Genomic DNA, 25,419 nt, shown 5'->3' with positions numbered 1-25,419 from the left:
CCTCGCATTTTGAGAAGATTGATGGATTAAAAAGACCAAGACGGGCGCCAGTGCGGTTGCATCGCAAATCGGCTTTGGCGCACTATGTAGCGACGTACAAGAAGTGGCTGAAAATAATGACAAACATACCTAACCTGTTGACGTTTTTCCGGATTTTGCTCATTCCCGTCTTCGTCATCCTGTTCTATCTGCCTTATCAATGGTCCTATCTGGCTGCCGCCATCGTCTTTATTCTGGCCGCTGCCACCGACTGGTTTGATGGCTATCTGGCTCGCAAGCTCAATCAGTCCACCGCCTTTGGCGCCTTCCTTGACCCCGTTGCCGACAAGATCATGGTTGCCGCCGCACTGGTGGTTATCGTCGAACACTACAACACCATCTGGGTGACCATCCCCGCCATGACCATGATCGGCCGCGAGATCATCATCTCTGCTCTGCGTGAGTGGATGGCTGAGCTCGGCAAACGCTCCTCGGTGGCGGTCAGCTGGATTGGCAAGTGGAAGACCATGATCCAGATGGTGTCGCTCACCGGTCTGATTTGGCAATACAACGTCTGGATGGTGTGGCTCGCCTACGTGATGCTCTATGTCGCTACCGTGCTCACCTTCTGGTCGATGTTCCAGTACATGAAGGCCGCCTGGGGCGATTTGACCCACCACGCCAACCTGTGAGTCACCCGCGCTGCAAGGTGAGGTTTCCGCTGATTTGAGGCAGGAAACGGCCAAAGGCGCTAAAACTGTTCAAAAAGGGCAAAAAACGCCCGAACGATCAGGTAATTAAATATTTCTGGTTGACTGGGCGAGGAACATCGCTAGAATGCGTCCTCGTAGTCAGGCAGTCAGCCAGACCAATGCGGGAATAGCTCAGTTGGTAGAGCACGACCTTGCCAAGGTCGGGGTCGCGAGTTCGAGTCTCGTTTCCCGCTCCAAATTCAGACAATAGAGAGCCAACTCTCTTTTGCATGGCGCGTTAGCAAAGCGGTTATGCAGCGGATTGCAAATCCGTTTAGTCCGGTTCGACTCCGGAACGTGCCTCCATATTGACAAGCCCGCCACGCGAGCTTGATACCGATTGCGGTGCCCGAGTGGTGAAATCGGTAGACACAAGGGATTTAAAATCCCTCGACGTTCGCGTCGTGCCGGTTCGATTCCGGCCTCGGGCACCATTAAAATCAAAGAGTTACGAAAGGCCACTAGAAATAGTGGCCTTTTTCTTTTGCCTAAATGGCGACAAAGTGGCGACAGCGCTTTTTTAAGCGGTTCACCCTTCCTGTAATGTTGAGTAACAGGATCTTCTTGTATGATGCCGCTCTGCCTGATGGCGCACTTCATGCGGCGCCTTTCCCTGGCCATGTCTCGGTGCGTTGTCAGGCAGAATGAGAAGGGCCTCACATTGTGGGGCCCTTCTCGCATCCAGATATCACTCCGGCAGCTCTGCCAGTTTCACTTCGAGTTGCAAGCGGTTGGTGTAGCCCTGGTCGGTGAGGTCGTGTACCACCTGGGTGAGTAGCCAGTCAGCCTCGTCGATTTGTGGTTTGAATCCCCTGACCGTGGTGGGTTGTTCCGGGTAGAGTTCGGGGCGGCCTTTGGCCAGGGTGATCTGAAACTCGGCCACGCCGCGCTGCAGCTTTTCCCACTCAGCCCGGGCGGCGCGCATTGCGTTGCTCTGGTTGGCGTAAACGTGGCGCAGCTCCTTGACGTTCTCACTGTCGCCAACCAGCAGCTCGTTCTCCTTCTTGTTGACCACCACGCCCGGCGGTAGCGGCCGTTCCTCTTTCGGTTTGGTCTTTCGCTTGCTCTTCACCTCGATTTTCTTCTTCTCGGCGGCTTTGTTGTCTTGCCAGTAGGCGATGACACCGGTGTATGCATCGCGGTCTGCCACCGAGAACTGGTGCTGATCGCCGTCCTGGCGGGTGATGCTGATGGCAGGGAGAGGCTTGCCGCTGACGGTGGTGCCGTTGCCCGCCTTGATAAACATCAGACGGCCTGATTTGACGGTGGCAATGGCATCCTGCTCGGTTGCCAAGCGGGTGAGAAAGGCCAGATCGCTCTCGTTGGTCTGGTCGATGTGGTCAATCACCATCCCCTTGAAGGCTTCGTCGACGGTCGGTGTCAGGCCATAGCGGGCGGCCAGCTGTTCCACGATGGCGCCGATGGTTTCGAAGTGCCAGCTTCGCTCGCGCAGTTTGTTCATGCCCCCGCGCAGATCCGCTGATTTGCCCCGGATGGTGAGTACATCCGGTGCGCCGCCGTGTTCCACCTCGTCAATTTTGAAGGTGCCTTTATCGACCAGGGGGCCGCCTTGCCAGCCGATGCTGGCTTGAAGGGTGGCTCCACGGCGCGGCATGGCCAGCTTGCCGTCGCTGTCATCGAGGGCGATCTCGATGGTGTCGGCCGAAAAGCCCCGGTTATCGGTGATGGTCATGTGCATCAGGCGTGGGCGCAGGGTGCCCGAGATATCGCTGCCATCGACCAGTACCTGATAGGCGGGCGCCGGATGTTGCTGGCGCAGGGCATCCAGTTGGCTGGTGATGCCAAGGTTTTCAGCCAAGCGGGTACCGAACTGGTCGAATGCCCCCATCAGAGCAGCCCCCCGAGTTTGCCGCCTACGGTGTTCAGCAGCTTGCCAACGCCCAATCGACCGAGCAGGTTGCCCGCAGTGCGCCCGAGCAGGGTGTTGCCGAGGGAACTGTCGTTGTCATCGACCCGTTTTAGCTTGATGCTGAACTCAATTTTTCGGGCGCTGCCATCCTGGAAGAACTCGCTGCGGGTGGTGCTGATCCCCTCTATCACGAACGAGCCACGCATCACGCCATCCCCCTGGATCAGGGGGAAGGCTTGGCCGCTGTCGCCCATGCTATTGAGCATGTCGAGGGAGACTGGCCCGCCGGTGAGCTCTGGATAGAGTACCCCGCTCAGGGTGCTGAGCTCGTCATCAGGCCCGAGGTACTGATATGAGGGGCGGGCACCGACCCGGTTATTGCCCGGGTGGCGCCATGATTTTTCGTCTTGTTGGGATTGCGGGGCTACGGTCGAGCGCATAAACACGAACCAGCCCAGGGTCATCATCATGGTGGTTGCTCCTTAGTTGCGGTCGGTCAGGGAGGCGCGGCCACTGGCGGCCGCCTGCCGTTCGCGTCGATCCAGTTCGCGGCTCACCTCTTTCGCCACATCGGCACCGGACTGCCCTGGTTGCTGGACGATGCTGATCGGGGCGTGGATCTGGGTGGTGCTGTTGCCTCGGGCCACTGGTCGCACCGGGGTAACGATGCGCGGACCATAGCCCGAAGCGCCCGCCGTGGTCGAGGTGTTGTAGTTACCGGTGAGGTATCCGGACGGATTGACATTGGCGGTGACCGAGCCGCCCCCCTTCATCCAGTCCGGCAGCAGGTCTGTGAGGGCTTTGATCTTATTCTTCAAACTCTCCCACTTGGCACTGATGCCACCAATCAGGCCGTCGATGATGGCCTTACCCTTGTTGGCGGCGCCTGCTGGCAGGGTATCGAAGAAGGCCCAGATCTCGTTCCAGTGCATGATCAGCATGCCGATGGGGGTCCATGAGAAGAGCTCTTTCAGGAGTTCCCAGAAGGCGAGAGCAGGGGCCTTGCACTGGGCCCATAGGTCGCTGAACCATTTGGTGACCCCATCCCAATTTTTGTAGAGCAGGTAGGCCCCGGCCGCGATTGCCACAATCCCCATGATGAACCAGCCGATCGGGGTGGTGAGCATGGCAAACCCGAGCCTGACCATGCCCATGGTCAGCGCCTTGATGAAGGCCAGCAGCGGGCCGCCATAAACCAGCAGGGTCGAAAGCCCCATCTTGATGGCGGCCAGTGGCCCCAGCAGACCGGCCACAATCAGCAGCAGCGATCCGCCAGCAGCAGCCGTTACGGCGGTGACCGCCGCGATACGGGTCAGGGTCGAGGTCAGCTCTGGGTTGGCTCGCATCCAGTCACCACTGACCTGGATGATCTCGGTGACGCGCTGGATAATGCCACGCAGTGGGCCGTTTTCGGTCTCCATCATCTGGATCCCTACGTCATCCCAGGCGGAGGTGAGGTTGTCCAGGTCGCCGATGGCGTTATCGGCCATCACCTTGGCGACCTTGCCCGCTTCCCCCTGGGTTTGCTTCAAGGTGGCGATCAGCTCCTGCAGCTTGCCGGAACCGGCCTGCTCGGTCAGCACGGTCAGGGCGGCAAATGCCTCTTCGCCAGCGATGGCCTTGAAGTAGCCCGAGCGGGTGGCGTCCCCCATCTTGCTGGTTTTCTTGTAGAGCTCGTCCAGGATATCTGGCAGCGAGCGCAGGTTGCCCGCCGCATCGGCGGTCTTGACGTTGAGGGCAGCCAACGCATCGTTAGCGGCCTTGGGCGGAGAAGCCAAGCGGCCGAGAATGGCCCGGATAGCGGTACCGCCCATGCTGCCCTGAATACCCGCATCTCCCAGCTTGCCCGCCATGGCGGAGGCGGTTTCAAGGTCAACCCCGAGCCCTGCCGCCACCGGCCCCACGTATTTCATGGTTTCGCCCAGCATCTGCAAGTCGACGTTGGCGCGGGTGAAGGTGCCGACCATCACATCCCCCAAGCGGGTCATCTGGTTGGCCGGTAACTTGAAGCCGGTCAGGATGTTGGATCCGATATCGGCTGCGGCAGCAATCTCGACGCCGCCCGCCTTGGCGATATCGAGCACCCCGGGCATGGCATCACGGATTGCCTTGGGGGTGAAACCGGCCATGGCCAGAAAGCCTTGGCCCTGCGCGGCTTCGCCCGCCGTGAAGGCGGTATTGGCGCCGAGCTCCCGCGCCTGAGCCCGCAGGGCGGCCAGTTCACGGCTCTCTTTGCTCAGCCGGGTGATCGCCTGCACCTTGGACATATCGACATCAAAGCCCATCGCCTTGCCCGCGATATTGGTGCCCTTGTAGATGGCGGCGGCCCCGGTGGCCATGCCCGCAGCGCCATAGCCCGCCAGAGTGCCGCGCATAGACATGGTTTTGTCGTAGTTGGCTTTGATCTGGTTGAGGCGCTTTTGTTGGTCGGCCAGTTGCCCCAGCTTGGCCCGTTGCTGGTCGAGCTGGCTGTTGGCGGCAGCAAGATCGCTCTTGAGCTGGCGCTGGTGCTGGCCCAGCTGTCTGGTGTTGATGCCTGCCTCGCCCATGGCCTGTTTCAGGCTGCCATGACGGGCGACCATTTCCCGCTCTTGCTGGGAGAGGTCGCGCACTTTCTGCTTGGCTTGCTCCATGGCGCGGGACATGGCCTTGGTCGGTTGCTCGACCTTGGCAAACTGCTGGGCCATCTGCTGGGCGTCGCGCTGGGCTTGGGTCAGCTGGGCGCGGGTTGCGCCAATCTGCTGGCCGAGGGTGCGATAGCCATCAATCTGGCCGCTCTGGGCTTCCAGCTCCTTGATGCGCTTTTTCGTGTCGACCAGGTCTTTGGCGGTGATGCGGCTCTGGCCGCTGGCTGCCTTGAGGGGGGCGGTGAGCTTGTCGATCCCGTTAAGCAGGATTTGCAGTTTGAGAGGGTTCATTGTTGTTCTGCCCCGTTGATGCGGTTGTGAGTCTCAACGAGGCGTTGGTGCCAGCCCATCAGCTCGCTGATCTCCATGACCGCCATCTCGGACGGCGGCCAGTGGGCGATGATGGCCAGATCGGCCATCACCTCGTCTACGCAATGAGGTAGGCCATTCTCTTCGGTACCAAAAAAGCGCTTACCTCGCTGCCCAGTTGCATCAGGTCAGCCGGATCCATGTTGCCGATCTCGGCTTCGGTCAACATGGGGGTGGTGATGCGGGGCAGCAGTTTGGTGAGGGCGTTGACGTCCATCTGCACCACATCGGTCATATTGAGGCCGCGCATTTCGCCCGCCTTGGGTTTACGCAGCTGGATCTCGGTGATGGTGGTGTCGCCGCGCTGGATGGCTTGGTCGAGGGTAACGGTTTTGTTTTCCATGGTCTGGGTTCCTGGTGATGTGGTGAGGGCGGCACTTATTGGTTGGATAAGGACCGCCCATTGGATGAGGGAAGGGGTTAGAGGCCGAGGGCTTTGCGGTGCTCGGCCATGCGGTCGACGCCATCGGGGCCGATCTCAATCATGTTGATGAGGTCGATTTCATGGATCACCTGACCGTTGATGGTCTCCTTGTAGTAGGTGTTGACCATGCCTACCTTGGCCTGGGAGTTGTCACCGGCCTTGAGGGTGCCGCGGTCGAGCTCTTTGAAGCGGCCACGGCAGATGATCTCGACGGGTACCACCTCGGCGGTGTCGTCGCCCTGTACCGAGCCGGCAAAGCGCACCATGGTGCCGTCGGCCTTGGGTTCCCCCATGCAGCGCAGCAGGGGCTCGCCATAGCCGCCGAAGGTGAACGAGACATCGAGGGCGCTGTCATCGAATCCCATGTCGATGTTGACGGCGCCGCCCATGCCGCCGCCGCGATAGGCTTCAAACTTGCGGGTCAATTTGGCCGGGGTGAAATCTTCTGCTTCACCCACCCAGTTCTCGCCGTTGAGAAAGACGTTCAGGCGTTTGAGTTTGCGTGGCAGTGCCATGGGGGCTCCTTATGCTGCGGCCGCGACGCGGGCGCCGAAGTCGATCAGGTAGTGGTCGGTGATGCGCTGGATGAAACCGAGGTCTTCGAGCGGCGGCACCGGGGTGTAGTTGTAATCAATGCGCAGCTTGCCCGCCTTGAGGGTGTCCTTGTCGTTGAGCTCCTCGTTGTACCAGCAGTCAAACCCGAGCAGATAACCGCCGTTCACCAGCTCGCGCCCCTTGGCCTTGATCCCTTCGACGATGTCTTTGACCAGGGAAGGGTGCAGCGGCTTGTCGTTGGCCCACATGTGCGCCTCGGCCATGGTGTCAGCCAGGATCTGGGCGGTGCGGGTGTAGTTCTCGAAGGCGAACAGGGGATCGTCTGAGCAGGTGCGGTTGCCCCAGTAGCGAAAGCCGTCAGAGCGGATCAGGGCGGTGACTTCGTTGGCGTTGAGCAGGCCGACCTCGGTGTCGGGGTCTTGCAGATCCCAGAACAGGTTTTTGGTGATGCCATCGACCCCGGTCACGCCGACGTTCGACAGGGTCTTGTGCCAGCCAATTTCTTTGTCGATCAGTGCCCGCATGGCGGCGGCCTTGAGGCAGGCATCGAGCTTGATACTGGCATTGGCGGCAATGTCCCACGCCGTCCAGTCGGCATGCACCAACATCAGCTCACGGCTGGAGAAGTTTTCACGGTAGGCCAGCGCGGCTTCGACGGTCTCGGCGATGGTCGGCACGTAGGCAAAGGCGCGCAGCTTTTTGGCCATGCCCGCCAGCGCAGTGGATACCGGCAGGGTGCAGTTGTCCGGCACGCAGAGGATGCGCGGCTTGACGCCGGTGGCCGGGGTGGCTCGCTCCAGCGCCTTGAGGCCGGTATAGCTGCCATCGGGCTTGATGGTGCCGATGATGTTGCTGGTCAGCGCTGCCGCGTCAGCCCCCTTGGCTACGCGCACGGCGATAACGATGGTGTTGACGGTGTCATAGATGGTTTGCAGCGAGCGCTTGAGATTCCCCTCGCTGCCCGCCTTGGCGATGGCCGCCGGCAGGTTGGCGATCAGCACAGGCTTGTCGAGGGGGAAGTAGGTGGCGTCGGCGTCTTCGCTGGTGCAGACCATGCCGATCACCGCCGTGGCGACGGTGCGGATGGTGCGGGTACCGTCGGTCGCTTCGACGACGCGCACGCCGTGGTGAAATTGGTCCAGTGCCATAGGTTCTCCTGTTGTCCGGGCGGAGCATTCTTTGCGTAGGTAATGCAGGTGATGTGAACAGGGTCAGGATGCAGGGGCAGGGGATGGCAGGCGAGCGGCGCCCAGTGTATCTGGCGTGGATACACTGGATGGGCGGTGACAACGGGGTAACGGATGGCAGTAACGAAACACCCCGCACAAGGCGGGGTGTTTCGTTAGATGATTTTGTCCGGTGCGGTTGGCCACTGCGGCGACTCTGGCCAGCCGGCTTGCTCCGACACCAGCGTCAGCTCGTATCGGTAACGCTGCCAGTCGGCCAGCAACTGCGTGTGCTCTGTCTTGGCATAACCGCCATCGACCGCTGGTTTGATGATGGCGATCTGTTGGTTGGCGGTGGTGATGCGGGCAGACTGCTCAGCAGTGGCGATTTCATGAGCTGACGGCGGGACGGGATCCACCAAATAAGGAATCCCATCTTTAAATGCGATAAATTTTCCGCTGGATTGACCTGCCAGCAGTCTAGCTCGCTCAGCCTTTGATATTTCCATAGCGTCTACGGGAATATCTTTCCCATGTATGTCGGTGTCATAAAATCCACCGGTAGATTCGGCACAGTAAATCATGCTCTCTCCTTATTTTCCTATCAGCAATAGATATGCCGTCGATACGTTTGTGCCACCATTTGTGACACTGCATGTGGTTACTCCTGGCCCCACACCGAAAGGAACGCAGTTCGCTGGCGTAGAGGAACCAGATGTAGCGAATGCTCCGAACGCCCCGTTCTGGAATGCCAGAGGGTATGTGAATGTGGCTGTCCCGCTAGCTGCAATACCACTCACTAGTCCCCACTGTATGATAAGTCCGCCCATCCATGTCGGAAACGTGATGTACCCGACTGGAGCTAGTAGTGCCGAGAATCCGGCCCGCAGTTTTTTTGGCGTCACCGCCACATCATCGGCGGTGCCTGCATCGATTTGTGCCTGGGTGGCCACCTTCATCATGCCGAGTACGGTTTCTGATGCCTGCTTGACCCATGCCATCAGCTTCTTGGCGGTGACAAATTTGGTGTCATCGGTACCGGCATTCACCTCTGTCTGGGTGGCGATCTGCGCTTTACCTTTCACGGCTTCGCTGGCAGTGGCGACGGTCACCGCACCGGTCATGCCATCCACCGATTGCACCGAGTCAGTCGGGGTGAGCAGTTCTTGCCAGTTGGCCAGGGTGGCGGCGCCCGCTACCCGCAGGATGAAGCTCTTGTTGAGGTCTGTTCGCACGGCGATATCCCCGACTTCGGCGGTCAGGGCCAGCATGGCGGCTTGGGTGTTGACGACAAAGGTATCGGTGATGGCTGTGGCCGGGATCTGATTGACGGGGACCTTGCCACTGCCATCGAGTGTTGCCACCCCATTGGCTGCGCCTTTTTGTGCGCTGGGAACCGCATCGGTGATGCCATAGCCCGCCAGGGTGGTGGGGTTGCTGCCGGCGGTGATGTTACCCTTGGCATCGACAGTGACCGAGCGATAGGTGCCCGCCACCACTCCTGAGTTTTTATAGGTGGCGGTGATGGTGATGTTGCCGCTGCCATCAAATGCCGCCTGACCGGTCACATCGCCAGCCAGGGCGATATTACGGGCGGTGCTGAGCTTGTTGGCCTTGCCGGCGGCCGTGTTGCCCCCTTCGATATCATCGACGTGTTTTTTCAGGTAGGCGGTACGGTTGGCCAGCGCTTGTGCCTGCTTGTTGGAGATGCCGCCCGGGCCGCCCAGCACCGGATCACCGGTTTCGAGTTGGTAGATGCCAGCCTCCCAGCTGACGACCTCTTGTAAATTCGCCATATCACGAGGCTCCGTGGTTGTAGTTGCCGTTGTAGGTTGCGGCGCCGTTGTAGGTAACGGGCGCCCTGGTGTAATCGAGCGCGGAGAGGTGGCAGCGGGCCGGGGCCATCTCTGCCAACAGGCGCTTGATGCGGTTGGCCTGTTCGGTGGTGACCGGGCGAGTCAGGATGACCCGATAGACTGCCCAGCGGGTCGGGTCGCCATGGGGTTCGTTGCCGTTGTAGCTGAGTGTGCCGTCATAGCGGCGGCCGGTGGCGCGCTCGATGATGGTGCTGTCGCCAAAGCCCAGCACGTTCAGCGCCTCCTTGATGGCCCACGGGGTACCCTTGCGCTGATGTAGCCGGAACGAGGCTTTGATCAGCGCCCGCTGCTGGTCTTCCGATTCCGCCAGCTCCCACCAGTCCACCGAGCGGGCCCATGCCAGCCAGGGCAGCAGTGGCGCAGGGCAGGTGTCGGCAAAGCGGGTTGAGGTAATGACTTCTGGTGTCAGGTTGTAGGCCAGCGCGGCGGCGGTCAGGTGCTCCAGACGGGTTGCAGAGGGTGGCAACAGATCCCGGGTTGCCGGGGTTGCCAGTGGCAGGCGATGCACCTTGTGCGACCCCATGCCACCGGCATCGACCCCTTGGCTCGCCAAGCGAGTGATGGTGGTGAACGGGCCTACCAATGGGGGAGCTAGTCCATCGTTTGCCAGGGTGATGGTCAGGGCTGGCTGGGTTGCTGTTGGCAGGGCTGGCGCCATTGGGTAGATGATCTGGGCGTACTTGGCGATCGGTGTGCCCATGGCGCCGGTACAGGCGGTTTCCACCTGCGCCAGTTTGGTTTTCAGCAATAGCGCACCTGGCTGACCGTCAGTCAGATCACCGATGGTCTGTCGCACCTTGGCCTTGTGGCTGCCGATGACGCCGAGAGCGAACCCTGCCGGAGCCAGCCGTTGCTGAATGGTCGGCGCCTTGATGGCATCAGGCCGTATCCCGCCGGTAGCGAGCCGGGTTCTGACTCCCGCCATGCCGACCATTCCCGCATCAAGCCCGACAAGGGTTATCTGTGTTGACATGTCAGCCGCCCCCATGGCGAGCAGATCGCCCATTGTTGCAACCGTGGCCCGGATGGTCGTCGCGGGTTCACCCTGTGCGCCATCGGTAATCGCGATGGCCCTGGCGCGGCTGGTCAGCTTGTTGGTCCCGGCTGCAAACTGGCTGATCCCGGTTGGCTTCGCGCGCTGGATGAGCGATGCCATTCCGGCTTGGCCTGCTTCTATCCCTGCCACTGTCAGGCCGACACTGACCCCGGCAATGGCCTCCGGCGCTGGATCATCCGGGCCTTGCACTGTACCCCGATAGAGAGCTGCCCCGTCATGTGACAGGGTGCCGTCGTGATAGGTGAGTGACCCGCACCAGACGGGATAGAGGGTTGCCATCAGAGCTTGAAGATCTTATTGGGGCCGTTATCCCAGGCGATGATGATGTCGCCGCCGTTAGTGCTGACCGGCAGGCCCGCCGCCGTATCAAACAGGGCGATCAGCGGGCTGGTCGCGGCGTTGCCGGTGTCTTTGTAGATAGCGCAGTAGTTGACGTTGGCAGTTGGCACGGCGGTGAAGGTGACATCGGCCGCATCGAGCACGCCTGCGGCCACGGTTTTGCTGGTGAGGGTTTGCGGGGTGCCGACCACATGGGCCGAGATCCCGCTGTAAAACTCATCGCTGGCGAGGGTCGGTGAATAGGTGCTCTTGAGCAGGGCACACTTGAGGGTGTCGGCACTGGCATTGATGGCGCCGGTGAGAAACTTCTCGCGGCCTTTGTCATAGAGGGCGTTTGCCATGGTGGTGTCCTTAGTCGAGGGTGATGGAGGTGAGTTTGGCGGCCTGCTGTGCGCTGCAGGTGACGTCGGTCAGCGGCGCGCGCAGGGTGACGCTGTCGATCCCCGGCTGGTGCAGAGCGGCATAGATGGCGGAAAGCGGGACGGTCGCCCCGACCCGGTAGTAAGCGGCTGCCGTTTTGGCCATTGCATCTTTCGCTGCGGCAATGGCCTGCTCTTTACCCAGGCCGATGGCGTTGAGGGTGGCATCGATGGCATAGGGTTTGATCTGGGCCGGTTCGACCGCCACCAGATCGCAGAGCGGGCGCACGTCTTCGGCAGAGAGCGCCTGCTCGACCAGATTGAGGGTGTCGGCGCTCGGCTGGCCTGCCGGTGAGAGGATGGTCACTCTGACGGTGCCCGGGGTGGGACTGTCGACGGCGACATCGGCCACCTCGGCACTGGCCGAGAGGGCGTGGAACTTGTAGGCATTGACTGGACCCGCCGTGGCCATGCCCTCATAGGCCATTTGGCAGCGCATGCGCAGGCGGTCATCAGATTCATACACCGGCTCGATGGGCGGGGTGGCGTTGGGGTCACCCGGGGTGACCAGCAGGCGTTCGAGTTCGTACTCACCGGCCACATGGTCAAGGGTGGTGCCACTGGCAAAGGCGAGCAGGGTCTGCTTGGCGGCATCGTTGATGCGGGCCCGCAGGATCATTTCGTTGTAGGCGTTCTCCTGCAGCAGCTTGTTGAGCGGTTCGGATTCAAGTTCCAGCGTGGCAGCGATGGCCGCCTGCTGGTCTGCCGGGTAGTAGCTGATCAGGGTGGCTTTGCGCTTGGCCAGGATGGCCTCAAAGTCGAGAGTTTCCTCGACTTCCGGTGGTGGGAGCTGGGTCAGGTCTACATTGCTCACTGGGCGGCTCCTGTCGGAATGGGGATGGTTGCAGACTCCAGCACGCCGCCATCTTTGCGCCGCCAGGTGAGCTCGATGGTGAGGGCACCATTCATGCCGCCGCCCAGTACATCGACGCGGGTGACGGTGATGCGCGGTTCCCAGTTGATAAGGGCTTGCACAGTGGCGGCCATCAGGCGCAGGCGGGTGGCTTGATGCTGTGGCATGTCGATGAGGTAAAAGAGCTCGCTGCCGTAGTCGCGGCGCATCACCCGCGAACCCACCGGGGTGATAAGGATGTCGCGCACCGACTGGATGATGTGGTCGGTGGCGCTGATGGCGCGGCCATTGGTTGCATTCATGCCGAGCCAGTTCATACCGGGCCCCCTGATGTGCCATCGCCCGGCTGCACGTTTTTGTGGCTGTGCTCTGTCACCTCGATGTCGCCCACCTTGGCGGTGTTACAGATGAGGCGCTTGGCCTGCAGCAGGTTAGTGCAGATGGTCTTGGGGGTATCGAGAGTCACGCTGACACTGGCGGCGATAGTGGCCTGCTTGATGCCGATGGCGTTGAGCGCCCCGGTTGCCGGGTTGTATTCGATGACGGCGCCATCGGCGTATTCGGTGCGGTCGAGATCCGGGTTGTCATCTTCGGCCAACGGCTCGGGGAATTGGTCTGCATTGAGGCGGCCGACGATATAGGCATTGCGCAGATCGCCGCTGACGGAGAGCAGGATCACCTGCTCGCCCAGGCTCAGGCGGTGGCGGGTACGGTTAGCCCCGGCCCTGTCTGTGGTGTAGGGCCGCCAGTTGGTGGTGATGTCGCCGGTTTTGACGCGACACTCCCCTGAGCGCACGGCGGTAACAGTGCCAATGCGGATCAGGTTGTCGAGCAGGCGTTTGAGTTCGGTTGGGGTCGGTTGCATGGGGCCATTGTTTTGGGCAATGGCGGGTAAGGCGAGGGGCTGCTAGTGTGCCATTTGTTGGCACACTAGCAGGGGGATTATTTGATGAATCTAAACTAGTTGGTTTTTACTGACTTAAAGAGAGCTGTTATTTGGTCTATGCCATCAAAAGTGGCGGGCAAATCACCTTCGTTGGACACAATGCCTGCGAATATAACACTCTCGAATCTATCTAAAGTTATATCACTATTTTCTTTTATCTTAGCTGCGTAGTCTGAATAATGCATAATAAATCTACACAGGGTCATTCTTAATTCAATTTGCAATAGTTGAGCGCAAACCGATTTGTAATTAAAGAGCAGGACTCGAAAAAGATAAAGCAAAATGGCAATGTAAGATATCGTGGGAAATAAAGATGTTATAGTGTAAACCAAATCAGGAGATTCATTTTTACTGACTTTATTTTCCAAGGGTTTATTTGAACTGCCATTCAAAATTAGCTCGTAACTCAGGCTAGATAGTCTCAGCTCTTGTTCATGCTTAAATGTTGAGTACATCTTATATACCAACGGTGACATTATAAGGAGTATAGATAAGACCATCATGCCAATCAGGTTGCTTCTCTCTTTCTTCTTTTGCTGGTGTAATAAATTAAATCCATCATATAAGCCAACAAAATTGAATGCATTTTCATATTTCTCTATAGAGGCTTTCAAAGCCTCTGCTTTTTCTATTTTTTTTGTGAGAGTGTTTTCCCAATCAGCCGTCAAAACCTTTGCATTTTCTATCGTCGCATTTATATGCTTTAAGTTTTTTATTGCAGGATCATTCATCATTGCCTTAAAAAGATACGCGGGTAAATCACGAGTTGAAAATGTGATGTTTGAGGCCGGTTTTGTTTCAAACCTGTCTACATTATTTTTAGTAAACGCAATTGCTTCAAAAAGTTCAGGTTCAAATTCTGCATTTGATAATAAAAATCCCTCATAAATGAATCTAAAGTTCATTGCATATGCCAATTGAAATAGCTCATTAAATTCATTTTTAATAGGAAATATTCTTCCTAAAAGTGAGATAAATCTCTCCCCAAGAATTTTTATGCTAAAGCTACTATGCTCATCCCAAAAGCTAGGATTAGCAATAATTGCTTCAAGCATTGTTTTAAAATTAATTACCATTTCGTATTGAAAAGATGTTTCATCTATGGAATTTAAAACTGTTGGTAATGAATCGTGGGCTTCACGGAGAATTTTTAAGTTTTTGTGTTCAGAGAAAAAATTCATTTGCACACCAATATAAAAAATAAAAGTGAAAGCCACATCATACCCTAAATGAAGGCTCGTGTGGGCCTTTATTTTTATGGCGCTTTTAATTGATGTAAAGCTGCTCGCGGCCTTGGTGCGGAGAGGTTTAGGCTTGTCGTTGCTACCTTGAGTTTCGGATTGTCAGGGGTGATACGTCTGTTCTACCTGATCATGGCGTAGTATAAGAGTTTTGCCATCTTTGAGCCGGTAGGCGCAGTGAGTTGTATTGCAGATGATCCTGATATGAGGGGTATCGCTTAACCAAGCAGAAGAACTAATGAAAGTGGTTATGGGGAGTGTCCCTTCAGCCAGTTGTGAAATTTCTTTCTTGGCTTGCACGGCTCCTTGGGGAATACAATAAAGTGCTGCCATGACTGCCAGCAGAGTCGGTATAACTATGATGGTAAATTTATCATAGAGGGTCGATAAAAAATCCAGAAAAAAGACAACTAAGGTAGATTTGCTTCGGCGGAGGTTATTAATTTTTTTTGTAATATAGTGTTTTAGCCATGTCTGCTGCCAGTTTTGACGTATTTTCAACCGAAAGCTTGGTAGTAACAGTAGGACAAACAAACAAATGAAAATGATGAAAAAACCTCCCAAAAGCCACATTATGTAAGGGTATATGAATTTTAGTAGGGAGATGAACCCCACCAATAAAGTTGTATCTGCTGGCAATGGAAACTCAGATATATCAATTCCATATGTATTGACATATCCGTAATGTCGAGCCATTCCCATCATATAAATGGCAGCAGTGATCAGTGGTAATGCCGTCAAAACGGTTTGAAAAAATTGCGAGGTTGGAACAGTAACTATACCTGTCACCGATTCTGGAGTGGATTGTTTACTGGTACTTATCCGTTGCTTAATTCGCTGACGTAACTCTGCTTGCTTATCCATTTTTAACCTACCATGTTCGTACTATTTGGTATCGTATAAGTCCCTGTTTGTACTGGCAAGCTCCAGTGAGATTTCACATGATCAAATGGGCACATAGTAACGTTTCCAACTGTTCCACCTCCTCAGTGGTTACCCCCAATAGCCCCCTCGCTGGATAACTGATCTCGCGGCCCTTGATGCGGTCTTTGAGTCCATATTGGTGAATGGTGGCGAGGCGATTGGCCGAGCCGACAAACTCAACCACGGCTTGATGTTCGGTGCTGGTCGCCTTGAGCCAGCGGGGGCTAACCAGATGCTGAAACATCTTGCGGCGGGTGGCACCGCGCTTTTTCGCCAGCTTCTTGAGCGGCTTGCGCGGGGTCATGGGGCTGCCATCCGGCTGGATGTTGGCCCTGATCCGTTTGCTCTGACTGGCGCGCAGGTTGCGGGCCATGTCCCCCATCAGTTGGCGACGGGCGGCCGGTGTCATGCTGGCCAGCAGAGCATCGGCCCAGCTAATCAGCCGGTTCAGGTCGTCGGTGGCCATGGCTGCGGTTCCCCGTTGATAAAGAGCTCCCAGGTGATGCCGTCATAAGGGTCTTCTGGCGGTTCTGGCAGATGTTCCCAGCCAATCCCCTGTTCGTTCTGCCATACCTTGACCCGCTCGGTCAGTTTGACGGTGATGATGAGATCCATCAGGTCGTTGGCGAGGTATTCGGCTTCGAAGGTGATGCCATCCTTGCGCTGCTCATCGTTGGTCATCAGCTCGGGCTGGTGTTGGCGCAGCCAGGCCAGCAGCGGAACCATGATCTGATCCGGGTGGCCGGCTAAGTCTTCAATGCCGATGGTGAGTGGGTATTGCCACTCGAACGAGAGGGAGCGGGCGCCGGTGCTTTCGATATTGCCCGGGGCGATAAAGATGTGCAGCTTGTCCGGGTTGGTCTTGAGGTGCGGCACGCAGCGGGTCAGCACCTCACGGATCTGTTTTGGCTTTTCCATCTTCACTCCGTTGTTGTCGTGTCTGGCAGGTGATGAGGCTATCGACCTTGGCGGCGCAACTGGCCCAGGCGGCCTCGGTCTGGCTCAGCTGGTCGAGCAAGTCGCCGTTATTGAGTGGCGCCGCCGGCGGCAGCTGGCAGGGGCTCGGGGCCGGACAAGTGAGCCTGATAATCTGCGGCGCCGGTGAGGGCGGGGCGCTGGAGCAGCCTGATAACAGGGTTAGGCAGAGGGCGATCAGCCCAAGCTCTGAGTTCGGCATTTTCACGTTTAAGCCTCTTGATGGTGTCGGCGCGGGTAGCAGCAGCCTGCGCCAGCAGGTCGAGCTGGCCCTGCAGCTGCTGCGCCGCTTGTGCCTGGGTGGTCAATTCCCGGGTGAGGGTGGCGATGGCTGTCTCTTTAAGCTGCTCGCGCCGCTCGGCCTCTCTGGTTTTCTCTTCGGCTGCCTTGAGGCTGGTTTGCAGGGTGGTGGCGTCCCCTTTGGCCTCGGCCGCCGAGCGGGCTGACCAGCCCCAGCCACCAAGGGCGACAGCCAACGCCAGCAGCAACCAGCTGAGGGGTGAGCCCAGTAGCTCACGCCACATTGGCTACCTCCTGCCCCTGATAGACCTTGGTGAAGTGCGCAAACCACTTGGCCAGCTTGGTGTCGTAGTCGTTCTCTTTAAACGCCGGGCCGTTGTAGCGGCGGGCGAAATCCGCCCACTTTCGACCCTGCAGCGCTTTGTGCATGGCGGGGTCTTGCTGGATAAAGCGGCACAGGGCGGTGAGGTGTTCGACCTCGCTGCGCTGCATGGCCGCCTGCCAGTCGCTGGCAGAGGCAAAACCCAGCGGCTGCCAGTGGTAGCCCATGATCTGGAACATGCCCCAGCTGGCCGACTCGATGGCGGCATCCTTATGCAGGCTAATGGCCAGTTGCAGCCGTTCCCACTCGGCTGCGCCGCCTGCATAGCCGCCGCGTTTGGGGTTGACCAGGTTGGGGTAATGGGCGGCCAGCTGGTCGGCAGCCGCCTTGCCCAGATGTTTGGTGAGCTGCTGGTAGAACACATGCCGCTCGAACAGCACCACCGGGCGTATGGCTTGGGTGAAGCCTTCACCGATGCTCTCGACCTGGGCAACGGTGGCCATGGTGGCCAGCGGTACCGCCAGCAGATCTGCGCCGGCCTGCATGTGGTTGATGGTCAGCTGGTTGCCGCGCTCACTGCCGAGCAGGGCGGCCAGGGTACGCGGGCCCGCCTGACCGATGGCGGCAATCATGTAATCCCGTTGGAAGGCGATCAGCGCCTGCTCGGTTGCCTCACCAAACCAGCCATCTACTGCCAGCGGATAACCGGCGGCGGTGAGGCGGCGTTGCAGGTCGGCCACGGCGGTGCCGGTATCCCCTTTTTTCAGGCTCATGGCTGGTACCTCCGGTAAATATCCCGGGCATGGTCGGTGCTGGACGGTTTGCCCCGGGGCAGCAGGTGGTGCACCGAGCCGCGGGTGTTGAGCACGGCGCACAGCAGGAAGAGGGCTAGCCCGAAGGCGGCCGGATCTGGCACAGGGATGCCGCCAAACAGAAAGCGCAGTGGAATGGAGCCTGACAGCACGCAGAGCAGCCATGCCATCCAGGCGGGCAGGGCGCGATACTCGCCACCTTTGCGGTCAAACAGCATGACCCGCAGGAAGATGGCAGCGCAGATCAGGGCGTAAAGGGCGGTGTAGATAAACACACCGGTTGGAGTGGTCGGGATCATGGTTGCCCCCTTTTGTTAAACAAGGCTTCAAGTAGCCGATCTTGATTGCGCATGATGAGCTGCAGCAGGCGCACCATCATGGCGGAGGCGATCAGCGAGCCGATCGCATTGCTGACCTGGACGCTGGCGGGCAGCAGTACCTCGAGCAGTTGGCAGGTAAAGCCGGCCAGCAGCAGGCCACTGACAAACGAGGCGACAAACAGGGCAATCCGGCGCAGGCGCCCCTGCTCTTCGGCGGCCGAGATAAATAGCACTGCGCCGGTCAGTGCGCCGAGCACCACGGAGGGATCCACCCCGGGCAGGGTGAACAGCAAGGCCAGACCGGTGAGGGTGCTGGTTGCGGCGCTGGAGGAAATCGGTTCTGGCATCGTGCTCTCCTATCGTTTGCTGCCGCAGTGGCGGGCGAGTTGGAATTCGTGGATGGTCTGGCAGTCGGCGCAGCGTTCGCAGCCCCGGATCGCCTCGCGGCGCTCTTGCGGGATCGGGTCGTCGCAGTCGATGCAGTAGTGGGGGCCAGTGCCCGCAATGCGGGCGGCATGGATGCGGGCTGCCAGTTGCTGCTCGCTGATGCTGGCCAGTCGTTCGAGTTCGTCGTCGAGGCGGCTCATGTCGGTGTTCTCTTTTGTCGCATGACAGTCAGTCCCATAGCTGGATCAGCGGCTGTTCGGCCTGAGTGGGGGCCGCTGGCATGTTGATGAGGGTACCGGTCGGCAGGGTGGGGCCGAGCGCTGCCAGACCGGGGTTAAGGTTGAGCACCTGCTCGGTGATGCCTGCGGTGTAGCCGTAGTGACGAAACAGGATGAGATCGAGGGTGTCGCCCTGCAGGCTGCGCAGTTGCATCAGATGAGCTCCACCGTGGTGTGGGTGGTGCCGATGATGTCGCGGATGGCAAAGCGGGCGTCGCGGTAGAGGTCATCCGAACTTATCTCTTTGGCATCTGCCCCTTTGATGCCGTCACCTGTGGCGCTGTAGTCGGTGTAGCGCTCGAGCAGGTTGGCGCGGGTCATGGCGTAGACGGCGCGCCGATAGCTATGCAGGTATGTCGATTCGTCGTTGATGGACTCGGCGGGGACGGCGGCCAGGGTGGCGTGACCTTCACTTTCTCTGGTGCTGCGCCACTGTGCCAGATCCCGGTTGACGCTGGTGATGGCGTCGATCACCGCATGGGTGAGGCGGGCGGTGGTGACGGTGCCATCGAGCCGGACGGTGTCGCGCAGCGCGCAGAGCGAGATGGCCGGCCAGAAGGGGGCGCTGGTGATGTCGCCCTCTTCTGTGGCGGCCGGGGTCGGGTTGGTGGCTAAAAATCCGGTGCTCATGGTGCTCCTGATTTGAGGTGGCGCCGCATGTTGGGCGGTGGTCGGGCCGTCTGGTATGCCGCTGGCATTCGTCAGGCCCGAGCCGCCCAGGGTGCGGGGTTCGCTCGGTTAGCTGGCCTCGCCGGGGGCGGGGTCAGGCTGTTCGGGTGGCTGTGATTCGGATTGGGGCTTAGCGTCTGGCTGCGGTGCCGGTTCGTTGGCGGGCTGTCCGGCGGCGGCTTTCTCCTTTTTGATCTCGCGCATCAGATCTTCCAGCTCTCGCTTGATGCCCACCTTGTCGTGCAGCTCGATGGCGCGGCGGTAGTGGTCGGCCGCTTGCTCCTTGAGCCCTTCGGCATAACAGGCGCGGCCTACCGCCTTGTGCAACTTGGCGCGCACCTGGTCGAAGATGTCGCAGTCAGCCAGCATGTTCATGTAGCTGCTGAGCAATGGCAGGGATGGGCCATTGCCCGCCTCTTGCAGCTTGATGGCGGTGTCGGCCACCTCTTCGGCGATAAGGGTGGGCGCGGTGCGTTCGTACTGGTCAGGGGTATTGAGGCCGTGGCGGATCACGTAATCAGCCATCGGCAGGGCACCTGCCAGATCGCCGGTGTCGAGGTGCCAAAGCATCACGGTCACCATGACGTCATCCTGACCGCCGCGATCGGCGGCCAGCAGGCCATCAATCCACGGTGTGTAGGTGGCCAGCATGGTGCGTTTGGCGTCAATCTTGCGCTCGAGGCTCTGAATGCCCTTGAGGGTGCGGCGGTGCTCGGCCAACTGCATCAGCTGGAGTTCGTACTGGTTGGCGGCGGCGCGATCCTGCTCGGGGTTGGCCGCCCCTTGCAGGGCGGCCATGATGCGGGCGGTGTGTCGTTGTGCAGGTGTCATCGTGGCTCCTTAACCGCCTGCAGGCGCAGGTTTGGCGCCCAGCGTGATGTTTTCTGCTACGGCGATGCAGTCGTAATCCTCGACCACGTAGGCATCGTTGGAGGATTCCCAGTTTACGATGCGGTCGAGGCTCGGCTGCTCTTCCAGGTGGCGACGGCGGCCGCCGATCTGCCAGTAGATGGAGAGGTTGTCGAGGCGGGTGACGATCAGGGTGTCTTCCGGGACGAAGGGAACGCGGATCGCCAGCAGGCCGCCAATCTGCTTCTGGCTCACCAGCACCTGACCGGCCAGCTTGTTCTGGTTGTCCCGGGTCTCGTTGAGGATGGGGAAGTATTTGTCGGCCAGCAGTTTGCGACCGCAGATCACCACCAGATCGGTGTCGTCCTGGTACCAGGGTTTGATCTTGCTGTTGACCAGATCGAACACCAGGGCGTCGAGGTTGCCGTAATCACCCTCTTTGGTGTCGGCTTCACTCTTGGGCTGGTAGATGTAGATATGACCGGTGCCCGCATCCCCTTCGCTCATCACCTGGGCGGGAGCATCATTGCGGGTGTGTTCAATCCAGCCGATGTTGACGTCCTGCAGCATGGGGAACTGGACGCGATCGGTGTCTTTCGCGGCAAGTTTGCCGTTCCAGCCGATCATGATGCGGTCCAGGCCCTGGCGCTTGACGATGGCATCGCGAATGCGGATCTGGAAGTCTTTGAACTTGGCCCAGGCATCAAGCTTGGCGTAACCGATGCTGGTGTCGTAGTTGGTTTTTTCGCACTCGTATTTGGTGTTTTGCAGTCCGGTCGGGTCGAACGGGACGCGGGCCTTGCCGCCACTGGTATCGGTGCGAGAGGCAATGGTGCCATTGATGCCGATGCCGACCTTTTCCCCTTTGAGTTCATCCACCGGCACGATGTTGATCATGCCGAGGAAGTCGACGGACTCCTGCATTTTGGTTTCCAGCTTTTGCTGGATGCTGGGCTCGACACTGAATTGCACCATGGCCGAGCTGACGGCATTCAGGCTCGCCAGTTGGCTGGTGTACTGCTCGAATTGCTGACGGGTATCGTTGCGCATTATCGGGGTCCCTTAAAAATCGGTGTTGGTTGGCTTGGTGCCATCGTCACCGGTGGCAGGCTGGCGCTTGTGGCTGAAATCTTCCTGGCGCTCGAGCTGGGTGGTCAGGTCGGCCAGGGCGTTGGCGGTCTCCGTTTGCCGGGCTGTCAGTTCGTTGAACTTGGTTTGCAGGTCGGTATCGAGGCTGGTCACCTCTTTGGCCACGGCTTCGACGGCCTGATGCACCTCGCTGAAATCGGCGGTCGATTGCTGCTTGTGGCTGGTGAAAATGGCGCTGATCCGTTCCAGCAGGCCCGGGCCTTTCTCCTGCTCATCGTCAAACTCGATGACGGTTTCGAGGGCTTCGGTAAACAGGCATTCCGGATGGTATTTGCGGTCGGCCAGCGGGTTGACCGCGGCTTTGCTGCAGAACTGCAGCATTTCGGTGCCAAGGCTTGCCGGGCTGTCTGTCACGGCCAGCCCCATCATGTAGGCCCCTTTGTCGTTCAGGTTGGGGTGGATCTCGATGGAGGTGTAGACCTTCTGGCGCTTCTTGTTGAGCGCGATCAGCTCCGGCGTCGGGTCAATCTGGACGAACAGGGCCAGCCGCTGTTCCCCTTCGATGGTGACCTCTTCTGTCTTGGCGGCGGTGATGTCGCCGTACATCTTGAACAAGCCGTTGGGGTCGAGGCCCCGGATATGCTCCATATTGACCCGTGCGCCATAGGTGGCCTGGTTGTAGCGCTGGGCCATCTGCTCAATCCATTCGCGGGTGATGGCGCGACCGTCGGTGGTGCCCCCCTCAACCGCAACACGGAAGAATTTGGACTTAGGCATGTGCTGGGATCCCTTTGGTAATTGGGTAGTGATGTCGCGGTTATGGTCTGGGTGAGCGGCGGGATCGTGCAATCCGGGGCCAGTGTGTGGTGGCGCTACACACTGGCAGTGGGGCGTTTGGGGTGGTAGCGGCTGGGTAGACTGGCGCCATGACAACAGCACCCATCATCTTTCCCCATCTCGACCCCAGACGGCAGGCCATGTACCTGTTCTTCCAGGGGTACCCGCTGCGCGCCATTGCCGAGTTGCTGCAAACGCCGGAGGGTACCGTCTCGACCTGGAAGAAACGTGACGGCTGGGAGGACATCAAACCGATAGACCGGGTGGATAGCGCCATCGAGGCGCGCATGATCCAGCTGGTGATGAAGGAGACCAAGAGCGGCGGCGACTTCAAGGAGATTGACCTGCTGGGCCGTCAGCTCGAGCGTATCGCCCGGGTCAACAAGTACAGCAACGGCGGCAACGAGGCCGACCTCAACCCCAAGGTCGCCAACCGCAACAAGGGGCCGAAGAAGGCGCCCGATCGCAACGTGGTCGAGCCCGAGCAGCAAGAACGGCTCATCGAGCGGTTTGAGTCGACCATGTTCGATTACCAGCGGGTCTGGTATCAGGCCGGGCAGGAGTACCGGATCCGCGACCTGCTCAAGTCGCGCCAGATCGGGGCGACCTACTTCTTTGCCTTCGAGGCCTTCATTGATGCCCTGGTGACCGGGCGCAACCAGATTTTCCTGTCAGCCAGCAAGGCGCAGGCCCACATGTTCAAGCAGTACATCATCCAGTTCGCCAAGGAGGAGGGGGTTGAGCTCAAAGGTGACCCCATGGTGCTGCCGAACGGGGCGCACCTTTATTTCCTCGGCACCAACGCCCGCACCGCCCAGAGCTATCACGGCAATATCTACATGGACGAGTATTTCTGGATCCACGGCTTTCTGGAGTTCCGCAAGGTGGCCTCCGGCATGGCGATGCACAAGAAGTGGCGCCAGACCTACATCTCCACCCCTTCCAGCCTTTCTCATCCCGCTTATGGATTCTGGTCTGGCGCCAACTTTAACCGCGGCAAGGCCAAGGCCGACCGGGTCGAGATTGACCTGAGCCACGCCAACCTGTCTGCCGGCAAGCTGTGCGCCGATGGGCAATGGCGGCAGATCGTCACGGTGGAGGACGCGGTGCGCGGCGGTTGCAACCTGTTCGACCTGGATCAGCTGCGCAGTGAGTATTCCGAGGATGAATACCGCAACCTGCTGATGTGCGAATTCATGGATGACACCGAGAGTCTGTTTCCGTTGGCAACGCTGCAGCGTTGCATGGTCGACAGCTGGCTGGTGTGGGAGGACTACAAACCTCACACCTTGCGGCCGCTGGCCAACCGGGCAGTGTGGATCGGTTATGACCCGGCCAAGGGGGGCAAAGGTGACAGCGCCGGCTGCGCGGTGCTGGCCCCGCCACTGGTACCCGGCGGCAAGTTTCGGGTGTTGGAGCGCCACCGCTGGCAGGGGATGGACTTTGACGCCCAGGCCAAATCCATTCGCGCCATCTGCGATCGCTACAACGTCGCCTATATCGGCATCGATACCACCGGGATTGGGGAGGGGGTTTATCAGCTGGTGAAGCAGTTTTACCCGGCAGTCACCGCCATTCAGTACAACCCCAACGTGAAGATGCGGATGGTGATGAAGGCACAGGATGTGATGAACAAGGGGCGGCTGGAGTTTGACAGCGGCTGGACCGACTTGGCCCAGGCGTTCATGAGCATCCGGCGCGCCGTGACCCAAAGCGGCAAGCTGCCCACCTTCGAGGCCAGCCGATCTGATGAGACCAGCCACGCCGATATTGCCTGGGCAACCATGCAAGCCCTGTTACATGAGCCTCTTGAGGGGCAGACCGGCACCAATTCCGGCTTTATGGAGATTTACTGATGAGTGAGCAGATCAACTCGCCTGCCGGTGTGCAGGCGTTTACGTTTGGGGAGGCTATCCCGGTGTTGTCCCAGCGGGAGGTGTTCGATTACCTGGAGTCGATGCATAACGGCCGCTGGTATGAGCATCCCCTGAGCCTGCACGGGCTGGCGCGGGTCTATCGGGCGGCAGTGCATCACGCCTCGGCCATCCAGGTGAAGCGCAATATCTTGCGCGGCTGTTTTATCCCTCATCCGAAATTGAGCCTGGCCGCCTTCACCGGGCTGGTGATGGACTACGAAATCTTCGGCAACGCTCACCTGCAGCGGGTGCGCAACCGGCTGGGTGGCACGCTGCGCTATGACCAGATGCCGGCCAAATACACCCGCCGATCCCTCGACCTTGACCGCTACTGGTGGGTGCCAAGGCCCGGGGATGAGGTGGAGTTGCCCGCCGGTGATGTGGGGCATGTGATGGAGGCCGACGTTAACCAGGAGATTTACGGCATCCCCGACTATGTGGCCAGCCTTAACTCGGCGCTGCTCAACGAGTCGGCCACCCTGTTTCGCCGTCGCTACTACGAGAACGGCAGCCATGCAGGGTTCATCCTACATATCAGCGATGCCCTGCAGAACGAGGGCGACATCACCGCGCTCAAGACGGCGCTGCAAAACAGCAAGGGACCGGGCAACTTTCGCAACCTGCTGCTCTATACCCCGGGTGGCAAGGCGGATTCGGTGAAGCTGATCCCGGTGGCCGAGATTGCGGCCAAGGATGACTTCCTGTCTATCAAGGGGGTGAGCCGGGATGACCAGCTGGCGGCCCATCGGGTACCACCGCAACTGATGGGGGTCGTACCGAACAATACGGGCGGGTTCGGGGATGTGACCAAGGCGGCCCAGGTGTTTGACGTCAACGAGATCGACAGCATGAAGGCAAACTTTGCGCAGTTCAACGAGTGGGCAGGGGAGGAGATAATCCGATTCACCTCCTATCGACTGTCAGATCTGACAGTGCAAAGCTGAAAATCTTGGCTATCTTCAAATCGGAATTCCTCCAAATTCCTCCATGATTTAATTCAAAGCCCCCTACCCAGGGGGCTTTGTTTTGGCTGAGCTCCCATCCTGCCAGAGCGTACCAGTCGCGCTACAGGCCACCCTCGGCCAACCCTTCGTCCATCACACTCCCGAGATCCTTCACGCGCACCTGCGAGCATGAGCGGAGCCTCGAAAGGCCCCTCAACACCCAGCGCGCGCAATCGGGACCCCGCCTCGCCTGCGCGCTTTATGTATTGAAAATCATGCGGGTGAAAGACTAGTTATGGGTATCGGCTCCCTGCGCCAGCACTGGTCGCGGGTGAGAAACAGGATCCTTTTTGTGATCCTTCAGAATCTTTCAGATCCTTTCG

Annotated in this window: 32 protein-coding genes and 3 tRNA genes; 6 read left to right on the top strand and 29 right to left on the bottom strand. The window is 59.1% G+C overall.

All coding sequences use genetic code 11. The features are described from left to right. The first annotated feature begins 116 nt into the window (after positions 1 to 116). The 4 genes from pgsA to BN1139_RS05280 all read left to right on the top strand — a co-directional run bounded on the left by pgsA (position 117) and on the right by BN1139_RS05280 (position 1,165). Positions 117 to 671, top strand: coding sequence for a CDP-diacylglycerol--glycerol-3-phosphate 3-phosphatidyltransferase (pgsA, locus tag BN1139_RS05295; protein WP_005337443.1), 555 nt, complete (start codon positions 117 to 119; stop codon positions 669 to 671). Between the two features lie 181 nt (positions 672 to 852). Next, positions 853 to 928 (top strand) — tRNA-Gly (locus tag BN1139_RS05290). A gap of 35 nt (positions 929 to 963) precedes the next feature. Continuing rightward, positions 964 to 1,037 (top strand) — tRNA-Cys (locus tag BN1139_RS05285). A 41-nt stretch (positions 1,038 to 1,078) separates the two neighbouring features. After that, positions 1,079 to 1,165, top strand: a tRNA-Leu gene (locus tag BN1139_RS05280). A gap of 254 nt (positions 1,166 to 1,419) precedes the next feature. On the opposite strand, the gene BN1139_RS05275 is transcribed toward BN1139_RS05280, so the two are convergent. The 29 genes from BN1139_RS05275 to BN1139_RS05140 all read right to left on the bottom strand — a co-directional run bounded on the left by BN1139_RS05275 (position 1,420) and on the right by BN1139_RS05140 (position 22,116). After that, a complete protein-coding gene (locus BN1139_RS05275; protein ID WP_013723892.1) occupies positions 1,420 to 2,580 on the bottom strand; it encodes a phage late control D family protein in 1,161 nt (386 codons plus the stop codon). Then, a complete protein-coding gene (locus tag BN1139_RS05270) occupies positions 2,580 to 3,071 on the bottom strand; it encodes a phage tail protein (RefSeq protein ID WP_013723891.1) in 492 nt (163 codons plus the stop codon). Before BN1139_RS05270 ends, BN1139_RS05275 begins: the two co-directional genes overlap by 1 nt. Positions 3,072 to 3,083: 12 nt before the next feature. After that, the gene (locus BN1139_RS05265) at positions 3,084 to 5,519 is read right to left on the bottom strand and encodes a phage tail tape measure protein (RefSeq protein WP_013723890.1); all 2,436 of its coding nucleotides are present in this window, start codon (positions 5,517 to 5,519) and stop codon (positions 3,084 to 3,086) included. Then, positions 5,516 to 5,647, bottom strand: a complete 132-nt coding sequence (locus tag BN1139_RS20855) for a GpE family phage tail protein (protein WP_041202707.1) — start codon at positions 5,645 to 5,647, stop codon at positions 5,516 to 5,518. The genes BN1139_RS05265 and BN1139_RS20855 overlap by 4 nt, the downstream gene beginning before the upstream one ends. An 8-nt stretch (positions 5,648 to 5,655) precedes the next feature. Next, positions 5,656 to 5,940 (bottom strand): phage tail assembly protein, encoded by a 285-nt coding sequence (locus BN1139_RS05255; RefSeq protein ID WP_013723889.1) that lies wholly within the window; start codon positions 5,938 to 5,940, stop codon positions 5,656 to 5,658. Positions 5,941 to 6,017: 77 nt separating this feature from the next. Next, the gene (locus tag BN1139_RS05250; protein ID WP_013723888.1) at positions 6,018 to 6,536 is read right to left on the bottom strand and encodes a phage major tail tube protein; all 519 of its coding nucleotides are present in this window, start codon (positions 6,534 to 6,536) and stop codon (positions 6,018 to 6,020) included. 9 nt (positions 6,537 to 6,545) lie between these two features. Next, positions 6,546 to 7,724, bottom strand: a complete 1,179-nt coding sequence (locus BN1139_RS05245) for a phage tail sheath protein (RefSeq protein WP_013723887.1) — start codon at positions 7,722 to 7,724, stop codon at positions 6,546 to 6,548. A 194-nt stretch (positions 7,725 to 7,918) separates the two neighbouring features. Continuing rightward, entirely contained in the window at positions 7,919 to 8,326 is a 408-nt protein-coding gene (locus BN1139_RS05240) for a tail fiber assembly protein (protein ID WP_013723886.1), read from the bottom strand. A gap of 9 nt (positions 8,327 to 8,335) precedes the next feature. Continuing rightward, positions 8,336 to 9,538 (bottom strand): gp53-like domain-containing protein, encoded by a 1,203-nt coding sequence (locus BN1139_RS05235; RefSeq protein WP_013723885.1) that lies wholly within the window; start codon positions 9,536 to 9,538, stop codon positions 8,336 to 8,338. 1 nt (position 9,539) lies between these two features. Next, positions 9,540 to 10,955, bottom strand: a complete 1,416-nt coding sequence (locus BN1139_RS05230; protein ID WP_013723884.1) for a phage tail protein I — start codon at positions 10,953 to 10,955, stop codon at positions 9,540 to 9,542. Continuing rightward, positions 10,955 to 11,356: a hypothetical protein gene (locus BN1139_RS05225; protein WP_013723883.1), complete on the bottom strand. Its 402-nt coding sequence runs from the start codon at positions 11,354 to 11,356 to the stop codon at positions 10,955 to 10,957. The genes BN1139_RS05230 and BN1139_RS05225 overlap by 1 nt, the downstream gene beginning before the upstream one ends. A 10-nt stretch (positions 11,357 to 11,366) precedes the next feature. After that, complete coding sequence (locus BN1139_RS05220) at positions 11,367 to 12,248, bottom strand: baseplate assembly protein (RefSeq protein WP_013723882.1); 882 nt, start codon at positions 12,246 to 12,248, stop codon at positions 11,367 to 11,369. Then, complete coding sequence (locus BN1139_RS05215; RefSeq protein ID WP_013723881.1) at positions 12,245 to 12,604, bottom strand: GPW/gp25 family protein; 360 nt, start codon at positions 12,602 to 12,604, stop codon at positions 12,245 to 12,247. The genes BN1139_RS05220 and BN1139_RS05215 overlap by 4 nt, the downstream gene beginning before the upstream one ends. Continuing rightward, positions 12,601 to 13,152 (bottom strand): phage baseplate assembly protein V, encoded by a 552-nt coding sequence (locus tag BN1139_RS05210; protein WP_013723880.1) that lies wholly within the window; start codon positions 13,150 to 13,152, stop codon positions 12,601 to 12,603. The genes BN1139_RS05215 and BN1139_RS05210 overlap by 4 nt, the downstream gene beginning before the upstream one ends. A gap of 95 nt (positions 13,153 to 13,247) precedes the next feature. Beyond that, positions 13,248 to 14,414, bottom strand: a complete 1,167-nt coding sequence (locus BN1139_RS05205; RefSeq protein WP_143231919.1) for a hypothetical protein — start codon at positions 14,412 to 14,414, stop codon at positions 13,248 to 13,250. 162 nt (positions 14,415 to 14,576) lie between these two features. Continuing rightward, positions 14,577 to 15,338: a hypothetical protein gene (locus tag BN1139_RS05200; protein WP_049790229.1), complete on the bottom strand. Its 762-nt coding sequence runs from the start codon at positions 15,336 to 15,338 to the stop codon at positions 14,577 to 14,579. Between the two features lie 73 nt (positions 15,339 to 15,411). Beyond that, positions 15,412 to 15,864: a phage virion morphogenesis protein gene (locus BN1139_RS05195; RefSeq protein WP_013723877.1), complete on the bottom strand. Its 453-nt coding sequence runs from the start codon at positions 15,862 to 15,864 to the stop codon at positions 15,412 to 15,414. Further along, positions 15,846 to 16,316 carry a phage tail protein gene (locus tag BN1139_RS05190; RefSeq protein ID WP_013723876.1) on the bottom strand — a complete coding sequence of 157 codons (471 nt, stop codon included), beginning with the start codon at positions 16,314 to 16,316 and terminating at the stop codon, positions 15,846 to 15,848. Before BN1139_RS05190 ends, BN1139_RS05195 begins: the two co-directional genes overlap by 19 nt. After that, complete coding sequence (lysC, locus tag BN1139_RS21750) at positions 16,291 to 16,533, bottom strand: Rz1-like lysis system protein LysC (RefSeq protein WP_235671901.1); 243 nt, start codon at positions 16,531 to 16,533, stop codon at positions 16,291 to 16,293. Before lysC ends, BN1139_RS05190 begins: the two co-directional genes overlap by 26 nt. Beyond that, complete coding sequence (gene lysB / locus BN1139_RS05185) at positions 16,424 to 16,897, bottom strand: Rz-like lysis system protein LysB (RefSeq protein WP_013723875.1); 474 nt, start codon at positions 16,895 to 16,897, stop codon at positions 16,424 to 16,426. Before lysB ends, lysC begins: the two co-directional genes overlap by 110 nt. Continuing rightward, positions 16,887 to 17,708 (bottom strand): N-acetylmuramidase domain-containing protein, encoded by an 822-nt coding sequence (locus BN1139_RS05180; RefSeq protein WP_013723874.1) that lies wholly within the window; start codon positions 17,706 to 17,708, stop codon positions 16,887 to 16,889. The genes lysB and BN1139_RS05180 overlap by 11 nt, the downstream gene beginning before the upstream one ends. Then, positions 17,705 to 18,046: a phage holin family protein gene (locus tag BN1139_RS05175; protein WP_013723873.1), complete on the bottom strand. Its 342-nt coding sequence runs from the start codon at positions 18,044 to 18,046 to the stop codon at positions 17,705 to 17,707. Before BN1139_RS05175 ends, BN1139_RS05180 begins: the two co-directional genes overlap by 4 nt. Then, positions 18,043 to 18,414, bottom strand: a complete 372-nt coding sequence (locus tag BN1139_RS05170; RefSeq protein WP_005352066.1) for a putative holin — start codon at positions 18,412 to 18,414, stop codon at positions 18,043 to 18,045. Before BN1139_RS05170 ends, BN1139_RS05175 begins: the two co-directional genes overlap by 4 nt. Before the next feature lie 9 nt (positions 18,415 to 18,423). Then, positions 18,424 to 18,654, bottom strand: coding sequence for a TraR/DksA C4-type zinc finger protein (locus tag BN1139_RS05165; RefSeq protein ID WP_013723872.1), 231 nt, complete (start codon positions 18,652 to 18,654; stop codon positions 18,424 to 18,426). Between the two features lie 28 nt (positions 18,655 to 18,682). Next, complete coding sequence (locus BN1139_RS05160) at positions 18,683 to 18,886, bottom strand: tail protein X (RefSeq protein WP_013723871.1); 204 nt, start codon at positions 18,884 to 18,886, stop codon at positions 18,683 to 18,685. After that, a complete protein-coding gene (locus tag BN1139_RS05155; protein ID WP_013723870.1) occupies positions 18,886 to 19,362 on the bottom strand; it encodes a head completion/stabilization protein in 477 nt (158 codons plus the stop codon). The genes BN1139_RS05160 and BN1139_RS05155 overlap by 1 nt, the downstream gene beginning before the upstream one ends. Positions 19,363 to 19,470: 108 nt before the next feature. Continuing rightward, a complete protein-coding gene (gpM, locus tag BN1139_RS05150; RefSeq protein WP_013723869.1) occupies positions 19,471 to 20,232 on the bottom strand; it encodes a phage terminase small subunit in 762 nt (253 codons plus the stop codon). A gap of 9 nt (positions 20,233 to 20,241) precedes the next feature. Beyond that, positions 20,242 to 21,300, bottom strand: a complete 1,059-nt coding sequence (locus BN1139_RS05145; protein ID WP_013723868.1) for a phage major capsid protein, P2 family — start codon at positions 21,298 to 21,300, stop codon at positions 20,242 to 20,244. 12 nt (positions 21,301 to 21,312) lie between these two features. Then, on the bottom strand, positions 21,313 to 22,116 hold the full coding sequence (locus BN1139_RS05140) for a GPO family capsid scaffolding protein (protein ID WP_013723867.1): 804 nt from the start codon (positions 22,114 to 22,116) through the stop codon (positions 21,313 to 21,315). A gap of 149 nt (positions 22,117 to 22,265) precedes the next feature. Between BN1139_RS05140 and BN1139_RS05135 the strand changes: the two genes are divergently transcribed. Both BN1139_RS05135 and BN1139_RS05130 read left to right on the top strand, forming a co-directional pair. Further along, positions 22,266 to 24,032, top strand: coding sequence for a terminase ATPase subunit family protein (locus BN1139_RS05135; protein WP_013723866.1), 1,767 nt, complete (start codon positions 22,266 to 22,268; stop codon positions 24,030 to 24,032). After that, positions 24,032 to 25,036 carry a phage portal protein gene (locus BN1139_RS05130; RefSeq protein WP_013723865.1) on the top strand — a complete coding sequence of 335 codons (1,005 nt, stop codon included), beginning with the start codon at positions 24,032 to 24,034 and terminating at the stop codon, positions 25,034 to 25,036. Before BN1139_RS05135 ends, BN1139_RS05130 begins: the two co-directional genes overlap by 1 nt. The last annotated feature ends 383 nt before the right edge of the window (positions 25,037 to 25,419 follow it).

This window comes from Aeromonas veronii bv. veronii (assembly GCF_000820225.1).
GTDB lineage: Bacteria > Pseudomonadota > Gammaproteobacteria > Enterobacterales > Aeromonadaceae > Aeromonas > Aeromonas veronii.
The sequence above is the reverse complement of the archived record's forward strand: the minus strand, read 5'-3'. Positions and strand labels throughout refer to the sequence as shown.